At 70.6% G+C, this 23559-nt stretch carries 21 protein-coding genes; 11 read left to right on the top strand and 10 right to left on the bottom strand.

What is annotated here, in order from left to right; translation table 11 throughout:
• Positions 1 to 212: 212 nt before the first annotated feature.
• Both E3T42_RS08060 and E3T42_RS08065 read left to right on the top strand, forming a co-directional pair.
• Entirely contained in the window at positions 213 to 1655 is a 1443-nt protein-coding gene (locus E3T42_RS08060) for an Ig-like domain-containing protein (RefSeq protein ID WP_134402793.1), read from the top strand.
• 85 nt (positions 1656 to 1740) lie between these two features.
• Positions 1741 to 2463: an SOS response-associated peptidase gene (locus E3T42_RS08065; RefSeq protein ID WP_134402794.1), complete on the top strand. Its 723-nt coding sequence runs from the start codon at positions 1741 to 1743 to the stop codon at positions 2461 to 2463.
• A gap of 47 nt (positions 2464 to 2510) precedes the next feature.
• Here E3T42_RS08065 and ppsA read toward each other — a convergent pair whose 3' ends face one another.
• Positions 2511 to 4907, bottom strand: a complete 2397-nt coding sequence (ppsA, locus tag E3T42_RS08070; RefSeq protein WP_134365187.1) for a phosphoenolpyruvate synthase — start codon at positions 4905 to 4907, stop codon at positions 2511 to 2513.
• 98 nt (positions 4908 to 5005) lie between these two features.
• Entirely contained in the window at positions 5006 to 5827 is an 822-nt protein-coding gene (locus tag E3T42_RS08075) for a pyruvate, water dikinase regulatory protein (protein WP_134365188.1), read from the bottom strand.
• An 87-nt stretch (positions 5828 to 5914) separates the two neighbouring features.
• On the opposite strand from E3T42_RS08075, the gene E3T42_RS08080 reads away from it, so the two are divergent.
• The 9 genes from E3T42_RS08080 to E3T42_RS08120 all read left to right on the top strand — a co-directional run bounded on the left by E3T42_RS08080 (position 5915) and on the right by E3T42_RS08120 (position 16462).
• The gene (locus tag E3T42_RS08080; protein ID WP_134365189.1) at positions 5915 to 6589 is read left to right on the top strand and encodes a BON domain-containing protein; all 675 of its coding nucleotides are present in this window, start codon (positions 5915 to 5917) and stop codon (positions 6587 to 6589) included.
• A gap of 113 nt (positions 6590 to 6702) precedes the next feature.
• Complete coding sequence (locus E3T42_RS08085) at positions 6703 to 7737, top strand: NYN domain-containing protein (protein ID WP_134365190.1); 1035 nt, start codon at positions 6703 to 6705, stop codon at positions 7735 to 7737.
• A gap of 56 nt (positions 7738 to 7793) precedes the next feature.
• Positions 7794 to 9869, top strand: coding sequence for a heavy metal translocating P-type ATPase (locus E3T42_RS08090; RefSeq protein WP_134365191.1), 2076 nt, complete (start codon positions 7794 to 7796; stop codon positions 9867 to 9869).
• Between the two features lie 9 nt (positions 9870 to 9878).
• The gene (locus tag E3T42_RS08095) at positions 9879 to 11300 is read left to right on the top strand and encodes an aminotransferase class V-fold PLP-dependent enzyme (RefSeq protein ID WP_134402795.1); all 1422 of its coding nucleotides are present in this window, start codon (positions 9879 to 9881) and stop codon (positions 11298 to 11300) included.
• Between the two features lie 187 nt (positions 11301 to 11487).
• A complete protein-coding gene (gene hemG / locus E3T42_RS08100; RefSeq protein WP_160141039.1) occupies positions 11488 to 12921 on the top strand; it encodes a protoporphyrinogen oxidase in 1434 nt (477 codons plus the stop codon).
• Positions 12918 to 14114, top strand: coding sequence for a TIGR04053 family radical SAM/SPASM domain-containing protein (locus tag E3T42_RS08105; protein ID WP_134365194.1), 1197 nt, complete (start codon positions 12918 to 12920; stop codon positions 14112 to 14114). The genes hemG and E3T42_RS08105 overlap by 4 nt, the downstream gene beginning before the upstream one ends.
• Positions 14115 to 14121: 7 nt before the next feature.
• Positions 14122 to 15240: a ferrochelatase gene (locus tag E3T42_RS08110; RefSeq protein ID WP_134365195.1), complete on the top strand. Its 1119-nt coding sequence runs from the start codon at positions 14122 to 14124 to the stop codon at positions 15238 to 15240.
• A gap of 35 nt (positions 15241 to 15275) precedes the next feature.
• Entirely contained in the window at positions 15276 to 15923 is a 648-nt protein-coding gene (locus E3T42_RS08115; protein WP_134402796.1) for a hypothetical protein, read from the top strand.
• A 74-nt stretch (positions 15924 to 15997) separates the two neighbouring features.
• Positions 15998 to 16462 carry a DUF2269 family protein gene (locus E3T42_RS08120; RefSeq protein ID WP_134365197.1) on the top strand — a complete coding sequence of 155 codons (465 nt, stop codon included), beginning with the start codon at positions 15998 to 16000 and terminating at the stop codon, positions 16460 to 16462.
• A 58-nt stretch (positions 16463 to 16520) separates the two neighbouring features.
• On the opposite strand, the gene E3T42_RS08125 is transcribed toward E3T42_RS08120, so the two are convergent.
• The 8 genes from E3T42_RS08125 to E3T42_RS08160 all read right to left on the bottom strand — a co-directional run bounded on the left by E3T42_RS08125 (position 16521) and on the right by E3T42_RS08160 (position 23488).
• Entirely contained in the window at positions 16521 to 17582 is a 1062-nt protein-coding gene (locus E3T42_RS08125; protein ID WP_134365198.1) for a hypothetical protein, read from the bottom strand.
• Entirely contained in the window at positions 17583 to 18824 is a 1242-nt protein-coding gene (locus tag E3T42_RS08130) for an aminotransferase class V-fold PLP-dependent enzyme (protein WP_134365199.1), read from the bottom strand.
• Positions 18825 to 18866: 42 nt separating this feature from the next.
• Positions 18867 to 20369: a multicopper oxidase family protein gene (locus tag E3T42_RS08135; protein WP_134402797.1), complete on the bottom strand. Its 1503-nt coding sequence runs from the start codon at positions 20367 to 20369 to the stop codon at positions 18867 to 18869.
• Positions 20366 to 20653 carry an SHOCT domain-containing protein gene (locus E3T42_RS08140; protein WP_134402798.1) on the bottom strand — a complete coding sequence of 96 codons (288 nt, stop codon included), beginning with the start codon at positions 20651 to 20653 and terminating at the stop codon, positions 20366 to 20368. The genes E3T42_RS08135 and E3T42_RS08140 overlap by 4 nt, the downstream gene beginning before the upstream one ends.
• A gap of 80 nt (positions 20654 to 20733) precedes the next feature.
• A complete protein-coding gene (locus tag E3T42_RS08145) occupies positions 20734 to 21747 on the bottom strand; it encodes a F510_1955 family glycosylhydrolase (protein WP_134402799.1) in 1014 nt (337 codons plus the stop codon).
• A gap of 12 nt (positions 21748 to 21759) precedes the next feature.
• Positions 21760 to 22359, bottom strand: a complete 600-nt coding sequence (locus E3T42_RS08150) for a DUF305 domain-containing protein (RefSeq protein WP_134364998.1) — start codon at positions 22357 to 22359, stop codon at positions 21760 to 21762.
• 93 nt (positions 22360 to 22452) lie between these two features.
• Positions 22453 to 22908, bottom strand: a complete 456-nt coding sequence (locus E3T42_RS08155; protein WP_134364997.1) for a hypothetical protein — start codon at positions 22906 to 22908, stop codon at positions 22453 to 22455.
• Positions 22909 to 23029: 121 nt separating this feature from the next.
• Positions 23030 to 23488: a hypothetical protein gene (locus E3T42_RS08160; protein WP_134364996.1), complete on the bottom strand. Its 459-nt coding sequence runs from the start codon at positions 23486 to 23488 to the stop codon at positions 23030 to 23032.
• Positions 23489 to 23559 lie beyond the last annotated feature (71 nt).

Raw genomic sequence — 23559 nt, forward strand, 5'->3', positions numbered from 1 at the left:
GGGGGGGGGTGATCGAATCGGTCAGTAGGTCACGATCTCGATCGGGGTGGATCGTCATCATGGGCGCCAATGGCGGGGGAACGCAATTGACGACGATGCGGCCGGCTGGCGGGCAGCATGCGCCTGAATACATCATCGATCCTAAGCCCCCGGCCTGAGTGCCCGGCTTATCCGGCGAGGATGGCGTCGATCGGCCCGCTACGATTACTCAAATGATCCGCTCCGACCGGCGCGCGAACCGGCGCTTCACCCGCTCGTTCGGTCTCGTCGTCGTGGTGCTGGTGGTGCTGGTGGCGGGCCTCGCGGCAGCCGGTGCGGCGGTGAACTTCGCCCAGGCTCCCCGGCTCGCCTCCGCCGAGATCGACCTCGACCGGTCCATCGTGCACGCCGGATCCCGGCTGAGCCTCACGGCGAACCAGCCGCTCGCCGAGATCGAGGCCGGCCAGGTGTCCGTGACCCCGAAGACGGCGGTCTCGACCTCGGTGTCGGGCGCCGAACTCACGGTGCGGTTCACCGGCATCCTTCGCTACAACACCGAGTACACCGTCACGGTCACGGATGTCGCGGGGTCGGCCCGGAACGCCGCTGCCACGCTGGACTACCGGTTCACGACCCCCGATCCCGGCCTCTACGCCCTGCAGCGCGACGACCGGGTGGGGGAGGACGGGGCGAAGCTGCCGGACACCGTTCGGCGCACCACCCTGCGCGGCCGCGGCGACGGTGAGGTCGTGTTCAGCGCCCCGCGCATCCAGCAGTATGTCGCGCTGGACTCCCATCTCGCCGCCGTCACCCTGGACGACGCGGCCGCGGCCGCGATCGAGGTGGTCTCGTTCGCGGGCGGCGAGACGATCGGGGAGACGGTGCGGCTGCCCCTGCCCTCGGCTGGCACGGTCGAGAACCTGCAGGCGTCGCCCTCCAGGCACCTCATCGCCTACACCTTCACCAGCGGCCCGGCCGCAGAAGGGCGCCGTCATCAGAAGACGCCCTTCATCTACGACCTGACCGCGGAGTCCGGACTCCCGGAGGAGGTCGCCGGCGCCGACGGGCCGGCGGTGGAGGCGATGGACCTGGCGTTCGTGCCGGACACCGCCTCGCTGGTCGTGCACGACTCCGGCCACAGCCTGTTCCTGGTCGACGTGCTCGGTGACGGCGCGCTGGAGCCCCTGGGCGTGCACGCCGAGATGCGCGGCTTCGTTCCCGGCTCCCGGGCGCTGATCCTGGCCGATCCCGAGCGGGGCTCGACCCTCGACCTCGCCGACGGCGAGGTGACGCCCTTCGAGCTGGCGCCCAGCCCGCTCGACGAGGCCGCGTACCCCGGCAAACTCATCCTGCTGAACGAGCAGGGGCGGTACGCGCGGCTGTACCTGCAGGAGAGCACGGGAATCAACGACCTCATCTCCCTGATCGCCGTCACCGACGATGACGGTTCGAACGTGGTCTTCACGCCCGCGTCGGAGTCCTCCCGTGTGCGCGACGTCTGCGCCTCCCCGAACGGCCAGTACCTCGCGGTCGAAACGATTGCGGGCAGCGGACGGGCCGACGCCTACCGGCAGGTGCCCGCGTTCTCCGGCATGAGCACCACATTCGTCGACCTGGCCACCGGCACCAGCACGCGCAGCGTGTCCGGCTTCATGCCGGACTGGTGCACCGGATGAGGCCCGGTCGCTTCTGACCCGTGGACTCCGGCAGAGGCTCGCGCGGAGGGGTTTACTGGAGGGGACGAAAGGACGGAGGTCGGCGGTGTGCGGTCGATTCGCGATGGATGGCACGGTGTACCAGCTGCTGGACTTCCTGGTTGCGGAGCAGCAGCTCGACCCGAAGCAGCCCGGCGCGCAGCCGGCCACGCTCGCAGAGCGACAGCCGCACTACAACATCGCGCCGACGAACGAGGTGCCGGTGATGCGTGAACGTCACGGTGATCGAGAGGTCGCGGACGTGCGCTGGGGCATGGTCGCGCCCGGATCGCCGACCTTCGGCGGCGGGAAGCCGGTCTTCAACGCGCGGATCGAGTCTGTCGACCGGCTCGGCCTGTTCAAGAATCCGTTCCTGAAGTCACGCTGCATCGTCTTCGCCACCGGCTACTACGAGTGGGAGCAACAGGAATCGGGCAAGCAGCCGTACTTCATCCGGGAGCCGCAGCATCCGCTGGCGATGGCGGGAATCGTGTGCGCCTGGCCGGATCCGTCCCTGGCCGAGAAGGATCCGCGCCGGTGGCGGCTGTCGATGTCGATCATCACCCGCGACGCGCGCGTCGCGCCGGGCCTCGAGCCTCGCCCGGATGCCGGCGGCCCTGTGGGCAGGCTCCTACGACGCGTGGCTGGGCGACGGCCTCGGCGCGAAGGAGCTGCTGGGGATGCTCGAGAGCGACTCGGCCGCCATCGCGGGCCAATTGGACTGCTACCCGGTGTCCACATCGGTGAACCGCGTCGAGCTCCAGGCGGGCGTGCCGAACGGCGGCCCTGACCTGATCCGCCCCCTCTGACGCCCGCGCCGAGCCGGACCGCCCCGCGTCAGACCGCCGGGACCTCGACCGCCGCGGCGGCGGCCAGGCGCAGCCAGGTGTCGACCACGGTGTCCGGGTTCAGGGACACGGAGTCGATGCCCTCCTCGACCAGCCACTCGGCGAAGTCGGGGTGGTCGCTCGGACCCTGGCCGCAGATTCCTACGTACTTGCCGCGGGCCTTGCAGGCCGCGATCGCCATGCTCAGCAGCTTCTTGACGGCGGGGTCACGCTCGTCGAAACCGCCGGCCACGATCGCGGAGTCCCGGTCCAGGCCGAGGGTCAGCTGCGTCATGTCGTTGGAGCCGATGGAGAACCCGTCGAAGTGGTCGAGGAACTCGTCGGCCAGCAGCGCATTGGCCGGCAGCTCGCACATCATGATGATCTCGAGGCCGTTCTCACCCCGGCGGAACCCGTTCTCGGCCAGCAGGTCGATCACTCCGCGCGCCTCGTCCAGGGTGCGCACGAAGGGGATCATCAGCTTGACGTTGGTGAGTCCCATCTCGTTGCGCACGAACGAGAGCGCCTCGCACTCGAGGTCGAAGCAGTCCCGGAAGGACGGCTCCAGGTAGCGTGACGCCCCGCGGAAGCCCAGCATCGGGTTCTCCTCGTGCGGTTCGTAGGCCGGGCCGCCGATCAGGTTGGCGTACTCGTTCGACTTGAAGTCGCTCATCCGCACGATCACGGTTTCCGGCGCGAACGCGGCCGCGATGGTGGCGACACCCTCGGCCAGCCGCTTGATGTAGAACTCCCGCGGGCTGCCGTAGGCGGCGATGCGGGTGTTGATCTCTGCGGCGACGTCGGCCGGCTGGTCCGCGAGGTTCAGCAGCGCCTTTGGGTGGATCCCGATCTGGCGGTTGATGATGAACTCGAGCCGGGCCAGGCCGACGCCGTGGTTGGGCAGCTGGGCGAACGTGAACGCCTGCTCGGGCGTGCCGACGTTCATCATCACCTTGACCGGCGCCGGCGGCAGCAGGGTGAGCGCGGTCTCCTCGATGCCGAAGTCGAGGATGCCCTCGTAGATCAGGCCGCTCTCGCCCTCGGCGCAGGACACCGTCACCTCGAGGCCGTCGGACAGGACGTCGGTGGCCGTACCGGTGCCGACGACCGCGGGGATGCCGAGTTCGCGGGCGATGATCGCCGCGTGGCAGGTGCGGCCACCGCGGTTGGTCACGATGGCGCTGGCGCGCTTCATGATCGGTTCCCAGTCCGGGTCGGTCATGTCCGCGACGAGCACATCCCCGGTCGTGAAACTCGCCATCTGGTCGATGGACGAGAGGATGCGCACCGGCCCGGCGCCGATCCGCTGGCCGATGGCGCGGCCCTCGACGAGCACCTTGCCGGTCTCATGCATCTTGAACCGGCTCATCGAGACCGCGGACGCCCGCGACTGCACCGTCTCCGGGCGCGCCTGGAGGATGTAGATGCCGCCGTCGAGGCCGTCTTTGCCCCACTCGATGTCCATCGGTCGCCCGTAGTGCGCCTCGATCGCCAGCGCGTGGCGGGCGAGCTCCTCCACGTCGGCGTCGGTGATGCTGAACAGGTTGCGCTGGCGGGCCTCCACCGGCACGAAGTCGATGGTGCGGCCGATTTCACGGTTCTGCGTGAACGTCATCTGCAGCGCCTTCTCGCCGAGGGTGCGCTTGAGGATGGAGGGCCGTCCGGCCAGCAGGGCCGGCTTGTAGACGTAGAACTCGTCCGGGTTCACGGCGCCCTGCACGACGGCCTCGCCGAGTCCGTAGGAGGAGGTGATGAAGACCGCGTCCCGGAACCCGGATTCGGTGTCCATGGTGAACATGACACCGGAGGATCCGATGTCCGCGCGCACCATGCGCTGGATCCCGGCGGAGAGGGCCACCTCGGCGTGCTCGAAGTTGTGGTGCACCCGGTAGGCGATGGCACGGTCGTTGTAGAGCGAGGCGAAGACATCCTTGATCGCCGGCAGGATGTTCTCGATCCCGCGCACATTCAGGAACGTCTCCTGCTGGCCGGCGAAGGACGCATCGGGGAGGTCCTCGGCCGTGGCGCTGGAGCGAACCGCCCAGGACAGCTCCTCCGAGCCCTCGTGCTTGCCGACCAGGGTCGCGTAGGCGGCCCGGATCTGAGCCTCGAACTCGGGCAGGAAGGGGGTGTCGCGCATCAGGGTGCGAATCTCCTGGCCGGCGGCGGCCAGCTCGGTGACGTCGTCGATGTCGAGGCCCCGCAGGCGCTCGATGATCCTCCGGTCGAGGCCGGAATCGGCCAGGAACCGGCGGTACGAGTCGGCCGTGGTGGCGAAGCCGTCTGGCACCTTGACCCCGGCGGACGTCAGGTTCTGCACCATCTCACCCAGGGAGGCGTTCTTGCCTCCCACGCGATCCAGGTCGGTGAGTCCGATTTCTGAAAACCAGAGGATGTCCGTCGTCATGTTTCTGCTCCCTTGCAGGTGTGCGGCCAGGGGTGCGGCCGCGAGGTGAGGTGGCTCGTCGTCGTGGGCGAGTCCCTGCTTCCATAGTGTCAGGTGCCTCAGCGCTTGAGTTTCATCTGCTGCAGGATTGTGGCGGACATCTCCTCCACCGACATGCTCGCCGAGTTGAGGAACGGAATGCCGTGGGAGGCATACAGTCGCTCCGCGCTGCGCAGTTCGAACCCGCACTGGCGCAGGGACGCGTAGGGTGACCCCTCCCGCCGCTGTGTGCGCACCTGGCTGAGCCGCAACGGGTTGGTGGTGAGGCCGAAGCACTTGTCCACGAAGGGGCGCAGGGGCTTGGGCAGACCCTCGCGCTCGAAGTCCTCGTCGACCAGAGGGAAGTTCGCGGCGAAGATCCCGTGCTGCAGGGCCAGGTACATCGTGGTGGGCGTCTTGCCGCACCGCGAGGGCGCCACCAGGATGATCTGGGCCTTCTCCAGGGCGCGGAGGCTCTGGCCGTCGTCATGTTCCATGGCATATTCCACCGCGGTCATACGTGACTGGTAGCGGGCGGCGTTGCCGAGTCCGTGCGCCCGCCCCGGCTCGTTGCTGGCCCGGGTGGCCAGGGCCTGCTCCAGCTGGCCCAGATAGGTGCCGAGCAGATCCACCAGGGTGCCGGTGCACTCGGCCAGGGTATGACGGATGGAGCTGGTCACGACCGTGGAGAACACGATCGGCTTGTGGCCGCCGTGCGCGGCCACGCCGTCGATGGTGGCGACCACGGACTGTGCCTGGGCCACGTCCATGATGAAGGGGATGGTGGTGCGGTCGAAGTCGATCTCCGGGAACTGGGTCAGCAGGGTGTTCCCCAGCGTTTCCGCTGTGATGCCCGTGCTGTCCGAGAGGAAGAAAACCGGGACTGGATCGACGTTGGTCATAGTCGCATTCTCCACCCGCCGGCCCCGTTCGCCGGATTCGGCACCCCGGCCCTAGACGGCCGGGCCGCGCAGGCCCATGCTGGGCGCATGACGACAACAGAGGACGAACCGAACGACCTCGAGGTGCAGGCCGAGGTCAGCGACGAACTGAACTGGATGCCGGGTCTCGACCCGGCCCATATCGGCGTCTCCGTCAACGACGGGGTCGTGACCCTGGCCGGAGAGGTCAGCAACCACGCGGAGCGGATCGCCGCGACCGAGGCGGCGCTGCGCGTGCGCGGCGTGACCGCCGTCGCCGACGACCTCACGGTGCGCTCCTCGGCGGTCGCCGAGCACACCGACACCGAGATCGCCCGTGCCGTGCAGAACGCGCTCTCCTGGGCGGCCGGCATCCCCCGGGACGCGGTGAAGGCCGAGGCGCGGGACCACATCGTGACGCTGTCCGGCACGGTCGACTGGAACTACCAACGAGAAGCCGCCCGCGCAGCCGTGGAGCGCATCTCGGGGGTGCACCTCGTCGACAGCCGGATCGGCCTGACGAGGCGCCCGTCGGCTACCGACACGGAGGAACTGATCCACAAGGCCATCCTGCGCAGCGCCCAGCTCGACGCCGACAACATCGCGGTCGGCATCCAGGGCAGCGAGGTGACGCTCACCGGCTCGGTGCGGTCCTGGGCGGAGAAGAAACAGGCCGGCAAGGCCGCCTGGCGGTCGCCGCACGTGTCGGAGGTGCACAACCACCTCACGGTGCGCGCTTTCTGAGCATCCGTCGGCGAAGTCACAGGACGGAGAGTTGCTGTTCTCGCGTCGGTCGCAGCAGACTGAAGTGCCGGGCCCGGACCGATTCGTGCGCCGGTAGCTAAGGAACCCATCACATGACTGAACCGAGCGATTCACGCGTCGGCCTCTACATCGACTTTGACAACATCGTCATCTCTCGATACCAGCAACTGCACGGCCGCAATGCCTTCCAGCGCGATGGCATCCGCAATTTCGACAGATCGAGCGCTGCCTCCGACCCCCTGGTCACCACGCGGCTGAACGCCGCGACGGTCGACTTCAACGCGATCATCGACTTCGCCGCGTCATTCGGAACCCTGGTCGTCAACCGGGCGTACGCCGACTGGTCGGTGCCCGTCAACGCGAGCTACCAACGCCAGCTCATGTCCCGAGCCGTCGACCTCACCCAGCTGTTCACGACGACCACGCGGGGAACGAAGAACGGTGCGGACATCCGTCTCGCCGTCGACGTGGTCGAAGACCTGTTCCGGCTGCCCGACCTCACCCACATCATCATCGTCGCGGGGGACTCCGATTACATCGCCCTCGCCCAGAAGTCGAAGAGGCTCGGCCGCTTCGTCGTCGGCATCGGAGTCGCCGGGTCGACGAGCACCTCGCTCGCGGCCGCCTGTGACGAATTCGAGGACTATGACTCCCTGCCGGGAATCGCGAAGGTGACCGCCACCGCGGCGGCCGCCGCTGTGACCGCGCCGGTGACGGCGGAGAAGCCCCCGTCGGGCAGGGCGGCGCCGGAACCCGAGGTGGCCGGGCCCCAGACGACCCCGATCCCGGTGCGCCAGTTGACGACGATCCCGATGTTCTCGCACACCGACGATTCGCAATACGACGAGCCCGAACCGGCCGATGACACCGACCCGCAGACCATCGCGACGAAGCTCCTCGTGCGGGCCCTGCAGATCGGTCACGCGAAAGGCGACGCCGACGAGTGGCTGAACACCGGATCGGTGAAGAACCAAATGCGCCGGATGGACCCCTCATTCAACGAGAAGCCGCTAGGCTTCCGTTCCTTCACCGACTTCCTCTCCTCGCGCGGCGACGTGGCCGAACTGGACGAGGATGGGCCGCAGCGGCTGATCCGGCTGCGTCCGGAGGCGAACACCGGACGCTGAGGACGGGCCGCGGCAGCGCTCTGGCAGGACATCCCCAAGGGGCATAACGTGGCGGCATGGAGCACGACCACGCTGAGATGGACCATGCCGCCCCCGGCCCGCCCGGGCACTCCGGGCACTCCGGGCACGCCGGGCACGCGGGGCACGGCGACCACGTGGCCCGGTTCCGCCGCCTGTTCCGGGTGATGCTGGTCTTCACCGTTCCGGTCGTCTGGTTCAGCCCCATGTTCGCCATGCTCGTGGGCTACCGCCTGCCCGGCCTGCCGGGGATCGAATGGATCTCACCGGTGCTGGGCACGGTGATGTACGTCTGGGGCGGCCGGCCGTTCCTCACCGGAGCCGTCTCGGAGCTGCGGGCGCGCACGCCGGGCATGATGCTGCTGATCGCGCTCGCGATCACGGTGGCGTTCGCCGCATCGTGGGGGGCGAGCCTCGGTATCCTGGCCCCCGAACTCGACTTCTGGTGGGAACTGGCGCTGCTGATCACGATCATGCTGCTCGGCCACTGGATCGAGATGCGTTCGCTCGCGCAGACCTCCACCGCCCTCGAGTCCCTGGCCGCCCTGCTGCCCGACCAGGCGGAGCGGGTGGTCGGCGACGAAGTGGTCGTGGTCTCCCCGACCGAGCTTTCCGTGGGCGACCTCGTGATCGTGCGGCCGGGCGGGCGCGTGCCCGCCGACGGCGAGGTCACGGAGGGCACGGCCGACGTCGACGAGTCGATGATCACGGGCGAGTCGCGGCCCGTTCGCCGCGGGCCGGGCGGGCAGGTCGTCGCCGGCACCGTCGCCACCGACTCGGCCCTGCGGGTGCGGGTCACCGCGGTGGGCGAGGACACGGCGCTGGCCGGCATCCGGCGCCTGGTCGCGGAGGCCCAGGGCTCGTCCTCGCGCGCGCAGCGGATCGCCGACCGGGCCGCCGGGTGGCTGTTCTGGTTCGCGCTGGGCACCGGCCTGCTGACCGCGGCCGTCTGGACCCTGGTGGGCACCCCCGAGACCGCGATCGTGCGCAGCCTGACGGTGCTGGTGATCGCCTGCCCGCACGCGCTCGGGCTTGCGATTCCGCTGGTGGTGTCGATCGCGACCGAGCGGGCCGCGAGGGGCGGCGTGCTGGTCAAGGACCGGCTGGCCCTGGAGAGCATGCGCCTGGTCGACGCCGTCCTGTTCGACAAGACCGGCACGCTGACCCGGGGCGAGCCGACTCTCACTCGCCTCGCTGCCCCCGCCGACGCGTCGCCGACGGATGCGCTCGCGCTCGCCGCCGCCGTGGAAGCCGACAGCGAGCATCCGCTTGCCCGCGCCATCGTGGCCGCGGCCCGGTCCCGTGCGCTCGAAGTGCCGCGGGCCACCGGGTTCCAGGCGTCCGCGGCCGTCGGGGTGACCGGGTTCGTCGACGGGCGGCAGGTGAGCGTCGGCGGCCCCGGACTGCTGCGGCGGCACCACCGGGCTCCGCTGCCGGAGACGGAAGCATGGGCCGGGGAGGGCGCCATCGTCCTGCACGTGCTCCGGGACGGTGACGTGGTCGGCGCGATCGGGCTCGCCGACGAGGTGCGGGCGGAATCCCGGCAGGCCGTGGACGCGTTGCACGCGGAGGGGATCGAGGTGGTGATGATCACCGGCGACGCCGAACCGGTGGCCCGGTCGGTCGCAACCGAACTGGGCATCGACCGCGTGTTCGCGGGGGTACGGCCCGAGAACAAGGCCGCGAAGGTGGCCGAACTGCAGGGGGAGGGCCGCACGGTCGCGATGGTCGGGGACGGCGTCAACGACGCGCCGGCGCTGGCCCAGGCCGATGTCGGCATCGCGATCGGAGCCGGCACGGATGTCGCCATCGCCTCGGCCGGCGTGATCCTCGCCAGCGACGACCCCCGGTCGGTGCTCTCGGTGATCGAGTTGTCCCGCGCGAGCTACCGCAAGATGCGCCAGAACCTGTGGTGGGCGGCCGGCTACAACCTGCTGGCCGTGCCGTTGGCCGCCGGGGTGCTGGCCCCGGTGGGTTTCGTGCTGCCGATGGAGGTCGGGGCGCTGCTGATGTCCGCGTCGACGGTGGTGGTCGCCGTGAACGCGCAGCTGCTGCGCCGCCTCGACCTGCGGCCGGAGACCAGCACCCTTTCCGCGCTCGGTGCGCGGCGATAAAATCGTGCCATGACTGCTCGCCCGGAGGACTACCGCGCAGCGCTGGAGCGGGCTCGGGTGCACGCGATGGATTGGCTCGCCTCCGTTCCCACCCGGCCCGTCGGCCCCCGGCTGGATGCCGACGCGCTCGTCGCCGGCTTCGCTGCGCCCCTGCCGGATCAGCCGACCGACCCGGCCCAGGTCGTCGACGAGCTGGCCGCCCTGGCCGAACCCGGGCTGATGGCGATGCCGTCCGGCCGGTTCTTCGGCTGGGTGATCGGCGGCACGCTGCCGGCCGCCCTGGCCGCGGACTGGCTCGTCAGCGCCTGGGACCAGTACGCGGGCATGCGGTTCGCGACGCCGGCCACTGCGGCCGCCGAGGAGGCCGCGGGCGGCTGGATCCTCGACCTGCTCGGGCTCCCCGCCGGGGCCGACGTGGGCTTCACCGCGGGCGCCACGATGGCCAACTTCACGGGTCTGGCCGCTGGGCGGGACCACGTGCTCGGCCGGGCCGGCTGGGATGTCGCCGTCAACGGGCTGGCCGGATCGCCGCGCGTGAAGGTCTTCGTGGGCGAGGAACGGCACGCGGTGATCGACCAAGCCCTGCGCTACCTGGGCCTCAGCGCGCCCATCGTGGTGCCGGCCGACGACCAGGGCCGGATGCGTCCTGACGCCCTGGCCGCCGCGCTCACCGGGGTCACGGGGCCCGTGATCGTCTGCCTGCAGGCCGGCAACCTGCACTCCGGCGCCTTCGACCCGGTCGGCGAACTCGCCGCCCTCGCCCGGCAGCACGGAGCCTGGGTGCACGTGGACGGCGCGTTCGGCCTCTGGGCCGCGGCCAGCCCGCGCTATCGGGAGCAGCTGGCCGGACTCGACACCGCCGATTCCTGGGCCACCGACGCGCACAAGACCCTCAACGTGCCCTACGACTGCGGCATGGCCATCGTGGCCCGCCCCGCCGATCTGAGGACCACGTTCGGGGTGCACACGAGTTATCTGGTCGCGGATGAGCGCGGCCCGGGCGATCCGCACGAGAAGGTGCCCGAGCTCTCGCGTCGGGCCCGCGGCGTGCCGGTCTGGGCGGCCCTGAGATCGCTGGGCCGGTCCGGTACCGTGGCGCTGGTGGAGCGCCTGGCCGACCAGGCCGGGGCCATCGCCGACGGGTTGGGGCGCATCCCGGGCGCCGAGGTGCTGAACGACGTGGTGTTCACCCAGGTGTGCGTGAGTTTCGGTGACGACGAGAGCACCCGCCGGGTGACCGAGGCGCTGCTCGCCGAGGGAGTCACCTGGATGTCGGGCTCCCGCTGGCACGACAGAGACGTGCTGCGGGTATCGGTGAGCAACTGGTCGACGGATGCGGAGGACGTCGCCCGCTCCGTCGAGGCGGTGGAGCGAGCCCGCGCCGCGGTCTCCCTACCCACCGAAAAGCGTATGCCAAAACGAGAATATTAGGCGGCCGTCCAGGCAATCCGTCATCTGATCAGGCCCCGGTCCGGGCGGCGATTCGCCTGATACTCGACGCCCACGGCCGGTGCCCCGGTTGGAACGGGGTCGCACGACGGTCGTAGGATCGAGGCAACAAGGATTGCCATCGGTTGCCGGCTGCGCTGGACGTACCGGCAGCTGGAGGAATATACAAGTGCTCTCTCAACCACGGATCGTCATTGTCGGCGGCGGAATCAGCGGATTGGCGACAGCGCACTACCTGCATCGCCGGCTCGGCGCGGACGTGCAACTCAGTCTGGTCGAGGCCGGGCCCAGGCTCGGCGGCAAGATCGCGACCGAGCAATTCGGCGGGCACCTGGTCGACGTCGGACCCGACGCCCTGATGGTGCGGGCGCCCGTGGCGGCGGCACTGATCGAGGACCTCGGTCTCAGTGATCTTGTCGTGGCCCCGGCCGGGTCCGGCGCTCGGATCTGGTCGCGCGGCGCGCTGCGCCGCCTCCCGGCCGGCACCCTGTTCGGTATCCCCGACCGGCTGCTGCCGCTGATGAAATCGCGACTGCTCTCGCCCCTCGGCCTGGCGCGCGCGGCCCTTGACGTCGTGCTCCCGACCCGGGCGGCGCTGCCGGAGGACCCCACAATCGCCGAACTGGTGCGGCCCCGGATGGGCGGGCAGGTTTTCGACCGGCTCGTGGACCCGCTCCTGGGCGGCGTCCACGCCGGCCGGGCCGACGAGCTCAGTGCTCGCAGCACCGCACCGGATATCGAGGCACTGGGCCGGGCCAACCGCAGTCTCTATCTCGGCCTGCGCCGCCGCCGGCGGAACGCGCCGAAGCCGGCCGGAACCGGCGGCGCTGCCCTCGTAACCCTGGTCGGCGGGCTGGCCCGCCTGATCGACGCGCTGGCCGACCGCGTGGCGGGCGATGACGTGCGTCTGGGCAGTGCCGCGGTATCCGTGACACGGGACGAGAACGGCACCGGCTACCTGGTCGCGTTGGAGGATGGGACCGTCTTCCCGGCCGATGCGGTCGTGCTCGCCATCCCCGCATTCGTGGCCGCCGGCATGATCGCCGCCGAGGCGCCGGATCTGGCGGCCGCACTCGGCGGCATTCCCTACGTCGACGTGGCCACGATCTGTCTGGCCTACCCGCACTCCGCGGTGGCTCACGACCTCGACGGCACCGGTTTCCTGGTGCCGCCAGAAGAGGGTCGCCTCATCGTCGGCTGCACCTGGTCCAGTGTCAAGTGGCCGCACCTTGCCGATGAGAACACCGTCCTCATCCGCTGCATGGTGGGCCGGCGCCGTGACCAGCGTTGGGTGGGCTTCGATGACGATACCCTGGTCAGCCAGGTGCACGCCGAGCTGGTGGAGGCGATGGGCCTGACCGGGCGCCCGACCGAACAGCACATCGAACGGTGGCCGCAGGGTATGCCGCAGTACGTCGTCGGCCACCAGGCTCGGCTCGCGGCCGCCGAGGAGGCACTCGGCCGGCTGCCCGGGATCCGCCTGACCGGCTCCGCCTACCGCGGGGTCGGGCTGGCCAGCTGCGTGGCGGACGCAGAGCGCACCGCCGACAGCATCGCGCAGGTCCTGTCCGATGCGCGTGCCCGGAGCGAGGCGTCCGCATGAGCGGGCTGAGCATCCCGCTCGGGGAGACCGCCGTGCTGCCGGCCGTGCCGGCCGCGCGTCGTGGCAAGGGGCCGGACTACGCGAAGCGCCCGATGCTGGTCTTCTGGGAGACGACCCGCGCCTGCGCGCTCGCCTGCAAGCACTGCCGGGCCAGCGCCGACATGCAGGCCCTTCCGGGCGAACTCACCACCGCGCAGGGCCGGGACCTGATCGACCAGGTGGCGGGCTTCGGCCGACCGTATCCGATTCTGGTGCTCACCGGCGGCGATTGCCTGATGCGGCCCGACCTGTTCGAGCTCGTCGACTACGCCACCGGGTTGGGACTGCCCACGGCGCTCTCCCCGTCCGTCACCCCCACCCTCACCCCCCTGATGATCGACCGGATCGTGGCGAGCGGGGTCAAGGCGGTGTCGATCAGCCTCGACGGCGCCGTCGCGGCGACCCATGAGGGTGTGCGCGGGATTCCGGGCCACTTCGACGACACCGTGCGCGCCATCCGTGCCCTCGCAGCGGCCGGACTCACCGTTCAGGTGAACACGACCGTCATGCGCGCCAACGTGGGCGAGCTCGCGGATGTCGCGGCCCTGATCAAGAAGGCGGGCGCGGCCATCTGGGAGGTCTTCTTCCTGGTGCAGGTCGGCCGAGGCGTCTCGACCGAAGCCGTCACCCCGGCCGAGCACGAGGACATCTGCCATTTCCTCTTCGATGCCTCCCAGCACGGCTTCATCGTGCGCACGGTCGAGGCTCCCTTCTTCCGTCGCGTCGTCGCCCGGCGCCGCGCCGGCGACCCGGCGCCGGCAAGCGAGCGGTACCGCGCGCTGTCCGCCAGGCTCGAAACCCTGATGGGACCGCCCGCCGGCTTGCCGCGCGCCCAGACCGCGTCGACCCGCGACGGCAAGGGCATCGTATTCGTCGCCTACGACGGCGAGGTCTACCCCGCCGGTTTCCTGCCCCTCGGCCTCGGAAACGTGTGCACGACACCCCTGGCCGAGATCTACCGGGACAACGCGCTGCTCAAGCAGATCCGGGCCACCGAGTTCAGCGGGCGCTGCGGCCGGTGCGAGTACGCCGACCTGTGCGGAGGATCCCGGGCCCGCGCGTTCGCGGACAGCGGCGACCCTCTCGGCGAAGACCCCGCGTGTCCTTTCCAACCTGGCGCGGCGGCCCCGGCGGCCGTCGGTGCCGGCGCCTAGCGGCGGGATGAGCGCCGAACCGCTCCCGTACCGGTACGACGCCATCCTGCTCGTCGGATTCGGCGGCCCGGAGGGCCAGGACGACGTCATCCCTTTCCTCCGAAATGTCACCCGGGGCCGGGGCATCCCGGAGGCCCGCCTCGAGACCGTGGCGACGCACTACCGCGCCGTCGGCGGCGTGAGCCCGGTGAACGCCCAGAACCGTGCCCTCCGGGCGGCGCTCGAGGCCGAACTCGCCGCACGCGGCGTCAACCTCCCGGTGTACTGGGGCAATCGCAACTGGGAGCCGTACCTGCCCGGCGAGGTCGCCGCCGCCGTTCTCGACGGGCACACCCGGCTGCTCGCCCTCACCACCAGCGCGTACAGCTCCTACTCGAGCTGCCGCCAGTATCGCGAGGACCTCGCCGAGGCGTTGCCCACCGGTATCGGCGGCGTGCAGCTCGACGCCGTGCGCCCCTACTTCGACCACCCCGGCTTCGTCGCTCCCTTCATCGAGGGCGTGCGGGAGGCCCTGGCCCGGTTCACCCGGCGGGGCATCTGCGTCGCCGACACCCACGTTCTTTTCACGACCCACTCCATTCCGATCGCGGATGCCGTGCGCAGCGGCCTCCCGGATCGCGATCTCGGCCCCGGCGGCGCCTACGAGGCCCAGCATCTGGCGGTCGCGGCGGTGGTCATGGCTGCACTGCCCGTCGCTGACCCCGATGCTCAATGGCCGCCCGCACCCGCCTGGTCGCTGGCCTTCCAGTCCCGGTCGGGCCCGCCAGACATGCCCTGGCTCGAACCCGACGTCAATGACGCGATCGAGCGCCTTGCCGCGGCCGGAACCCGGGCCGTGGTCGTCGTGCCGCTGGGCTTCATCTCCGATCACATGGAGGTGGTGTGGGACCTCGACACCGAGGCGGCCGCGACCGCACACCGAGTGGGAATCGAATTCCTGCGGGTGCCGACTCCGGGCGTTCACCCGGCCTTCGTCTCGGGACTCGTCGACCTGCTGCTGGAGCGCCTGGCACCTGGGCCGGCCTCGCCGCGCGCCGCGCTGACCGCCCTCGGGCCGTGGCCCGATGCCTGCGCCGCGGGCTGCTGCGCGAAGGGCGCAGCCGGCGGGCGGCCACGGCAGCATTAGCAGTACGCTCGGCACAGGGCTAAGCAGGGAGTTCCGTGACCCATCCGTATCCGTTGCATGTGGCCATCCGGGCCCAGTGTTTCTGCTGCCAGTCTCTGCAGCCGTTCACGTTCACCTCGCCGACCGACCAGGTGGTGTGTGCGTCGTGCCTGCACCACCTCGGGCCGGAGAAGGCTGAACGCCGCGACGCCGAACACATCAAGCTCTGGGTCGGCCAGTATGCGGACCAGCAGGAGAACCACCGCAAGTTCGCGGAGAAGTCGGCGGTGGTGGACGCTGAGCAGCAGGCGGTGATCGACGGCCTCGCCGCCCAGGTGGCGGAGCTGCGCGGCGTCGTGGCCGGCCAGTTCGACCGGACGAAGAGCGACGGGGTGCGCGCCCTCCTCGAGAGCGACCTGGTGCGGCGCGCCGAGCGCAAGACCGTGCTGGCGCAGCGCCAGATCGACTGGGCGATGGCCGTGCTCTGGCGGGTCGGACAGCTGCACCACGCCGACCCGGCGAAGCCGACGGTCTGTGCCTGCGGCCGAAGCGCGTCCGCCTGCGCCGAGGGCCGGGCGCTCGACCCGCAACGGCAGGCCGTGCTCGACTGGGAGAAGAAGAACGTCGCCCTGCTGCACGCCGGAGCCCGGCACGCCCTCCCCGAGGACCACCCCGAGGTGACGGCCGCCAGGCGACGGCTCTGAGGGGTGCGGGCCGCCGTCAACGCCTCAGACGTGTCGGTTCACCGCCGCCGCCGCCCCGGGCCTACTCTGAAGCCATGGAACTTCTGTTCAACACCCTGCACATTGTCTCCGCCGTCTTCATCGTCGGCCCGATGGCCATCCTGCCCATGACGGCGATGCGCTCCATGCGCGCCGGGGAAGCCGGACAGGTCGCCGCGCTGGCGAAATCGGTCTACCTGTTCAGCCTGCTGTCCGTGCTGGTGGCGTTCTTCGGCTTCGGCGCGTTGGGCATGGCGGACGCGGACGAGGGCTTCTCCTTCGGCTCCACCTGGGTCTGGCTGTCGATCGTGCTGTACGTGATCGCCCTCGCGATCAACCTGTTCCTGGTGGTCCCGGCGATGCGCTCCGCCGCCGAGGCACTGAGTACAGAGGCACTGAGTACGAACGCCATGCCCGCCACCGGCACCAAGATCGCCGGCTACTCCCGCGTGGCCATGGGCTCCGGCATCGCGTCGCTGCTCCTCGTGCTCATCGTCGTGCTGATGGTCTGGAAGCCGTAGCAGCCACCCGGTCCGGCCGCTTCGGCCGCTTCGGCCGCTTCGGCCGCCCGCCCCGCGTCTAGTCCAGGTCGTCCAGCGAGACGAGTCCGTCGTGGCGGCGCCCGTCGAAGATGATCGACGGAATCTTCACGGTGTGGATGCTCTCTTCGACCAGCTCCGTGTTCGCGGCGATGATGCCGGCCACCTCGTCGGAGGCGGCGACGGATGCCACCTCGGCGACCTGCGCCGGGCTCAGGCCGAACTCGGCTGACCAGTCCTGGAGCAGTGCGGTGGCCACGGCGGGGTCTGCGCCGTTGATCACGCTCTGCCAGGACACGCCCGCCTCGTTCTTCTCCGTGTAGATCCGGCTGAGGATCTCCCAGTCGACCGGTGTCTTCGCGCCGTCGAGCGGGTTCAGGCGCAGGGCCTCAAGGTACTGCGTGACGAGCAGCGAGTTCTTGAACTTGTAGCCGTCCTCGGATGCGATCGGGTAGGCGATGTAGGTGAGGTTCTGCTTCTGGTCGAAGCCGGCCTTCTCGATGTTCTGGAAGAGCTGCAGGCAGTAGGTGCAGCCGGGGTCGATGACCTCGAGCGCCGTTTCCTTCTTCTCGTCGAACGGGTTCAGGTAACTGGCGTTGGCGGGCAGGTAGTCTTTCGCGTCCCAGTTCTGCATGCGGGCGGGAATGGCCGAGAACGTCTTGCCGAGGCTGGCGAAGTCGTTGCCGAACGCCCCGATCACGTCGCCCTCGGCCAGGGACTCACCGAAGGTCGGGGTCTGGTCGGGGATGGCGCAGGCCTCCGCGCCCAGGCTGCAGGAGGCGGAATCCTGCTTGTTGCAGGTGCCGTAGACGTAGAGGTTGACGCCGCTCTTGACGACGGTGTACCCACTCCAGATCGTGGTCAGGACCACCAGGACCGCGAGCACCTCGAGCGTGACGCTCGCCGGTCCGACCAGGCCGGGACGGCGCACGGCCAGCGGGGCGAGCAGGTGGTCCTTGATGTCCTGCTTGAAGGTGGTGTCGCAGGGGCGGAAGGTGACGCGGCGGAGGGTGCAGTTCCACGCCTTGCCGAGGTAGCGGCGGTACCTGGCCGAGACGGCGGCCATGAGGACGAGAACGATGAATGCGGCAACACAGAACACTTACGAGAGGCCTTTCATCAGGCGCGCGAGGGCCTGGACGGCCTTGTCGATGTCGGCCGGGGTGGAGTGCAGTCCGAGCGAGAAGCGCAGCAGCGGCGGCAGGCCGAGCTGTTCCTTCAGGTAGTGATGGGCGCAGAAGTAACCGCTGCGCGCCATGACGCCCGACTGGGACAGGAACACGGCGAGCCGGTGCGAATCCTGCCTCGGTGCGTAGAGGCTGATCACGGGGCTGGGCTCCGTGTTGAGCAGGGTCAGTCCGGGGATCTCGGCGAGTCCCTCGAACATCTGCTGTGACAGCGCCGCGACGTGCGCGGCCGGCGTCTGCCCGCCCGGGCGAACGGTGCCGAGCCAGCCGATCGCGCGGCGAAGGGCGATGATCTCGCCCCAGGCCTGCAGCCCGGGTTCGAGCAGGGCGCCGGGGTCGCCCGGCAGCAGGTCGTAGGAGTCTTCCCGGACATCCGCCACCATGCCGCCGCCCACGAAGGTGAGGTCGAGGGATTCGATCAGTTCGTGCGTGGCCACGATCACGCCGAGGCTCGCGCCGTACATCTTGTGCGCCGAGAAGCAGAGCGCGTCCGCCTCGGTCTTGGCGAGCAGGGCGCGGCTGTGCGCCATCGCCTGCGCCGCGTCGAGGATGACGATACCGCCCCGGGCATGGGTGTCGCGCACGAGGTCGGTGAGGTTGGTCAGCAGGCGCCCGTCGATGTTGGAGGCGACGTTGACGACGACGACCGCCCGCTCGAGCTGGGCCGGCTGGTAGACCAGGGCGCCGTCGGGGGTGCGGTCGAGAACGAGGCGCGGCACCCCCAGCCGGGTGGCGGCCGTCATCGTGGGCAGGAACACCGAGTTGTGCTCGATGTGGCTGGTCACCATGGAGGCGAACCGGTCCTGCGGCAGCTGCTGCAGCAGCAGGTTCAGGCCGAAGGTCGTGTTGAGGGTGAAGGAGACCGCTCGCTGGCGTGCGGACAGCCCGAGCAGGTCGAGCACCGCGCGGCGCGCGTCCTGCACCTCGTTGTCGACGCGCGTGCCCCAGGCGTATTTCACGCGCCCGCCGCAGGCGTTGTAGGCCGTGTAGTACTCGGTCATCGCATCGAGCACGGGCTGCGGACGCAGGCTCTGGCAGGCAGAGTCGAGGTAGGTCGAGCCGGGGTCGAGGTAGGAGAAATCATCCGCTCGGGCGGCCTGGCTGTCGGTCGTGCTCGGGTTCGGCGTCGTGCGCCGGAACAACCCAGAGTGCTTCATATCCTTCGTTTCTTTCCGGCTCAGTCTAGAAGAGCAGCCTGACTATCCGCCGAGCAGAGGGCCCCGGGCCTCGACGACGCCCATCATTCCCAGGTCCTCGTGGTCGAGGATGTGGCAGTGGTACACGGTGCGGCCGGTGAAGTCGTCGAACGCGATCCGCACCCGCGCCGACCCTCGGGCCGGCAGGTTGACGACGTCCTGCCACGGGGGGGAGTCCGCGGCCCGCCCGTTGGTCTCGAGGAGCTGCATCGGCCAGACGTGCAGGTGGAACGGGTGGTCCATCGGGCTGGTGTTGGTGAGGAGCCATTCCTCGACGCTGCCGCCCTGCACCGTGGTGTCGACCCGTCCGGCGTCGAAGGATTCGCCGTTGATGGTGAAGTTCATCCCGCCGCCCATCCCGCCGCCCATCCCGCCGCCCATCCCCATCGAGAGGATCAGCTCCCGGCGGGCCGTCACGGGCTCGGCGCGCAGATCGCGGGCCGCCGGACGCCGGGGAACGACGGATGCCGCGGCCGCGGCCTCGCCGGACACGGTCACCGTGGCCAGGGAGACCTCCGCCGTCGACCGGGCGGTGCCGCCCATCATCCCGCCCATGCTGCCGCGGTCGTAGGGCAGCGCCCGCAGCACGGCCGTCCCCTCCGCGGCGGTGACCAGCAGGTCGGCGCGGTTGCCGGGCGCGAGCAGCACCTCCGCCACGTCCTGGGGCGTCTCGAATCGGCCGGAGTCGAGGCCGAGCAGTTGCACGGCCTGCCCGTCGAGCCGCAGGCGCAGGTAGCGGGAGACGCAGGCGTTGACGATCCGCCAGCGCTCCCGTTCGCCCGGGCGGATGCCCAGGGTCGGGTTCAGCTGGCCGTTGACCAGCACGAGCTCGCCCTCGCGGCCGGCCATCCGTTCGGCCCGGCCGGCCGAGGCGACCCGTCCCGACCCGTCGAGGGTGAGGTCGGAGATGATCAGCAGCCGCTCGCGGGCGACGTCGACCGGGTCAGGGTCCTCGACCACGATGGCGCCGTAGAGGCCGCCGAACACCTGGTCGGCGACGAGGCCGTGGTGGTGCGGGTGGTACCAGTAGAGGCCGGGCGGGTGGTCCTGCGGCAGCAGGTAGTCGTAGTCGAAGGAGGCGCCCGGGTCGATCATGACGAACGGGTTGTCGGCGTTCCCCTCGGGGGAGACGTGCAGGCCGTGCACGTGCAGGTTCGTCGGGTCGGTCAGGCCGTTGCGCAGGCTCACCCGCAGGCGGTCGCCGGCGCGCAGGCGCAGGGTGGGCCCCGGAAGGCCGCCGTTGTAGCCGAGGGTGGTGGCGGTCCTGCCGCCGATCTGCGTCCGTCCGGCGGCGGCATCCAGTCGCAGCTCGAGCAGTCCCGCCCGGCTGCGGAGCTCGGCGGGCTCGCGAAGTGCGTCGCCCGCGGCCGGGCCGGCGGGCCGGCCGGGGCCGCCCTGCCCGGAGTCGCCCTGCCCGGTCCAGAGCAGACCCGCCCCGCCGATGACCGTGCCGGCCACCCCCAGGCCACCCAGAGTGAGGGCGGTCCGGCGGCTGATCGGTTTCATTCGCCGCCTTCGCCCAGCGCCCGGATCTGCTCGCGGTACTGCTCCACCGTCAGCTCGCCCTTCGCGAAACGCTCGTCCAGGATCTGGCGGGCGCGGCTGCGCCCGGGCGTCCCGTTCTCCCGCGCCGGTCCGGCCGGCGGCCCGGCGCTTGGCCCTGCGGCCGGCCCGACCGGCGGGCCGGCCGACAGCCGCACGGCCAGGACGATCAGCAGCGCGATCCCGATGATGACGAGCAGACCGAAGAACCAGGCCCACCCCATTCCTCCGTCATAACCCCACATCATGGTCGTTGTCCTCTCGTCCGCAGTCCTGGATTCGTCACTCTGAGTATGCCCCCGGGGGTAATGTTCTCCACCGGTCGCGCCTAAGCCCGGCTCGGCACGAGAACGGTCCATGTGCGTCCGTAGTCGTCGCTGGCGACAACGCCGCGCTGGTCCGCGGCGAGGATCCACGGCGAGGAACCGCCGACGAAGCTCAGCGCTTCCGGCGTGCCGTCGGCCTGCCCGTCACGAGCCCAGGGTCCGGCCGCGGCCGCCTGGTGCCAGAGCCGGCCGTCCGGGTCGACGCCCACGAGCCCGCCGCCCGCCGCGGCGTCGACCACGTCGATCAGCACGAGGGTCGGCGCATCCGTCATCGGGGCGAACGTGCGCCCCGCGTCGTCGCTCACGGCCAGGCCGTCGGCCGTGGTCGCGAACACCCGGTCGGGGTTCGCGGGGTCGGCGGCCAGGTCCCGCAGCGCCAGCGTGGCTCCGGCCGCCCAGGTGGCGCCGTCGTCGTCGCTGACCGCGACGGTCCCGTCGGCGGCGTCATAGCCGAAGATCCGCAGGGCCCCACTGGCCAGGGGCACCGCGTCGAGGTCGTGGAAGTCGGTCTGTCCGGCCAGCGAGACGGATGCCCAGTTCGCCGCCGCATCCGCACTGGATACCAGCCCGAGGTTCGGCCCGGTGAGGGCGGACTTCTGCCCCGGGTCCGGATGCCCCGAGGCCAGCAGCAGCCCGGAGGGCGCCACCGTGAAGCCCATGGCGTCGAAGACGGGACCCTCGGTGCGGGTCAGCGCGGTGGCGCCGGAGCGCGGGGCCCCCGCCAGGTAACTGTCCGGGAGGGCCCCGGTGGGAATGACCCAGACCCCCTCGTGCGTCCCGGCGTAGGTCTGCCCGGTGGCCGGGTCGGCGCCGAGGCCGTGGATGTGCTCGAAAGCGGCGGCGGCAGTGGAGGGAGCGGTGGCGGTTGCCGGGGCATCCGTGCCGGGGGCGCAGCCGGCCAGCAGGACCGCGAGGCCGGCCGTGACCACGGCGGTGCCCGTCTGGCGGATGGCTTGGGGGCGGATGGCGCGGTGGCGAATGGCGCGGGGGCGGATGCCGCCGGTGCGTTCGGTCATGGTGCCCGGCCCTTACAGCGCGGCGAGGAGGTCGGTCATCGCGGCGACCTCATCGGTCTGCGACGCGACGATCGCCTTCGCGAGGGCCTGGGCGTCGGCGTTCTCGCCGTCGTCCACCTCGGTCTGGGCCATGGCGATCGCACCCTCGTGGTGACCGATCATCAGCTCGAGGAAGACCCGGTCGGCGTCGGCGCCGGAGGCGTTGCCGAGCGTCATCATGTCGGCATCGCTCATCATGCCGTCGGTGCCGTGGTCCATGTCGGACATGCCGCCGGCGTCGGCGCCCCAGGCGGTCAGCCAGGCGGTCAGCTGGTCGATCTCGGGCTCCTGGGCGGCCTTGATCTGCGTGGCCAGGTCGACGACGCGCGGGTCGGCGCCGTGCTTGGCCAGCAGGTCGTCGCTCATCGTGACGGCCTGTTCGTGGTGCGGGATCATCATCCGGGCGAATGCGACGTCCGCCGGGTTGAAGGCGGCGGAGGAGGCAGCCGGGGTGCTGCCGGCGCCGGGCCCGGTGGCGGTCGTCGCACCGCCGCAGGCGCTCAGGGTGAGGGCGGCGGCGACCGCGACGGTGGCGAGCAGAGAAGAGCGGATGGTGCGGGAAGTTCTGAGCATTGTTCGTCCATTCATCGATGAAGAGTGAGAAACCGGACGCCGAGGGGACGGCGAAGCCGCGCAGCCGGGAAGGTGCGCGGGCGGGGTCTCGGTCTACACGCGGCTGATGGAGAGCAGGGTGAGGCTGGGACGGTGCAGGTGCAGGGGGATGGCCCGGAACGAGCCGACGACGAAGCCGCCCGCCTCGAGCAGGCGCTGGAAGAGAGACGGGCGACGGGCCAGCACGACAACGGCGGCGAGTGCGAGCAGGATGGAGCAGGTCATCGCGAGCATGGCGCCGCCGGACGCCCCGACGGGTGCGGCAGCCACGTCGGCAGCGACGTCGGCGACTGCGCTCTGGGCGGCCGCGACGTGGGCAGCCGCGCTGTGCACGGCCGTCATCGACGACGACGAGGCGACGGCCGGCATGTCGTGCCCGGCTCCGTGGCCGGCGGAGTGCACCGCGAGCAGGCAGAGCAGCATGGCGGCCAGGGTGAGCGCCGCCAGGATCACGGGCCGGACGGCACTCGCCCGGGGGCGGGTCGTGCGCGCGTCGAGAGTGCGGGTCATTCCTGCCTCCGTTCCGGCATCCGTCGGGCGCTTTGCCTCACGCGGTCACGTCAGGCGGGTGAATCTCAGCGTACGCGCTCGAGGCCGCGGCCCGGTGCCGTCGGTGCCCGTCCGGCGCGGCTCAGTGCCGGGTGCGGGTGAGCAGGGCCGCTGCGGCCTGCCACACGACGAAGGCTTCGACCAGGAGGGAGAGGAGTCCGAGAGGCTCCAGCCAGTTGCCGATGTCATCCATCGCCCCGGGCATTCCGACGGTGCGATTGACGACGAATCCGGCGATCACGAGCACCGAGAGTGATGCGGCGGCCGCGAAGTCGCGGCGGGAACCCACCACGAACAGCCTTTCGGCGATGACGAGCGCGGTCACGACGAGACCGATGTAGGCCACGGCGAGATAGGGCGTTTCGGCGAATTTGCCGGGCAGGTCCAGAACGTGGATGGCCGCGAGCACGGTGAGGGAGAGCCCCACCACGATCCTCCGGATCGGCAGCTGCTGGGAGTGTGCCGGGAGTGCCGGCCCGGCGGCCGGGTGCCGGTGATCTGTCGAGAGTGGCATCTGTGTGCCGTGAACGGTGGTTGTCATCAGTACGCCTCCATGGGGTCGATCCCCGCGAGGTCGATGCTGGCATACCGGGGGTGCCGATCAGGCCGGTC

It is taken from the genome of Cryobacterium sp. TMT4-10 (assembly GCF_004403275.1).
Lineage (GTDB): Bacteria > Actinomycetota > Actinomycetes > Actinomycetales > Microbacteriaceae > Cryobacterium > Cryobacterium shii.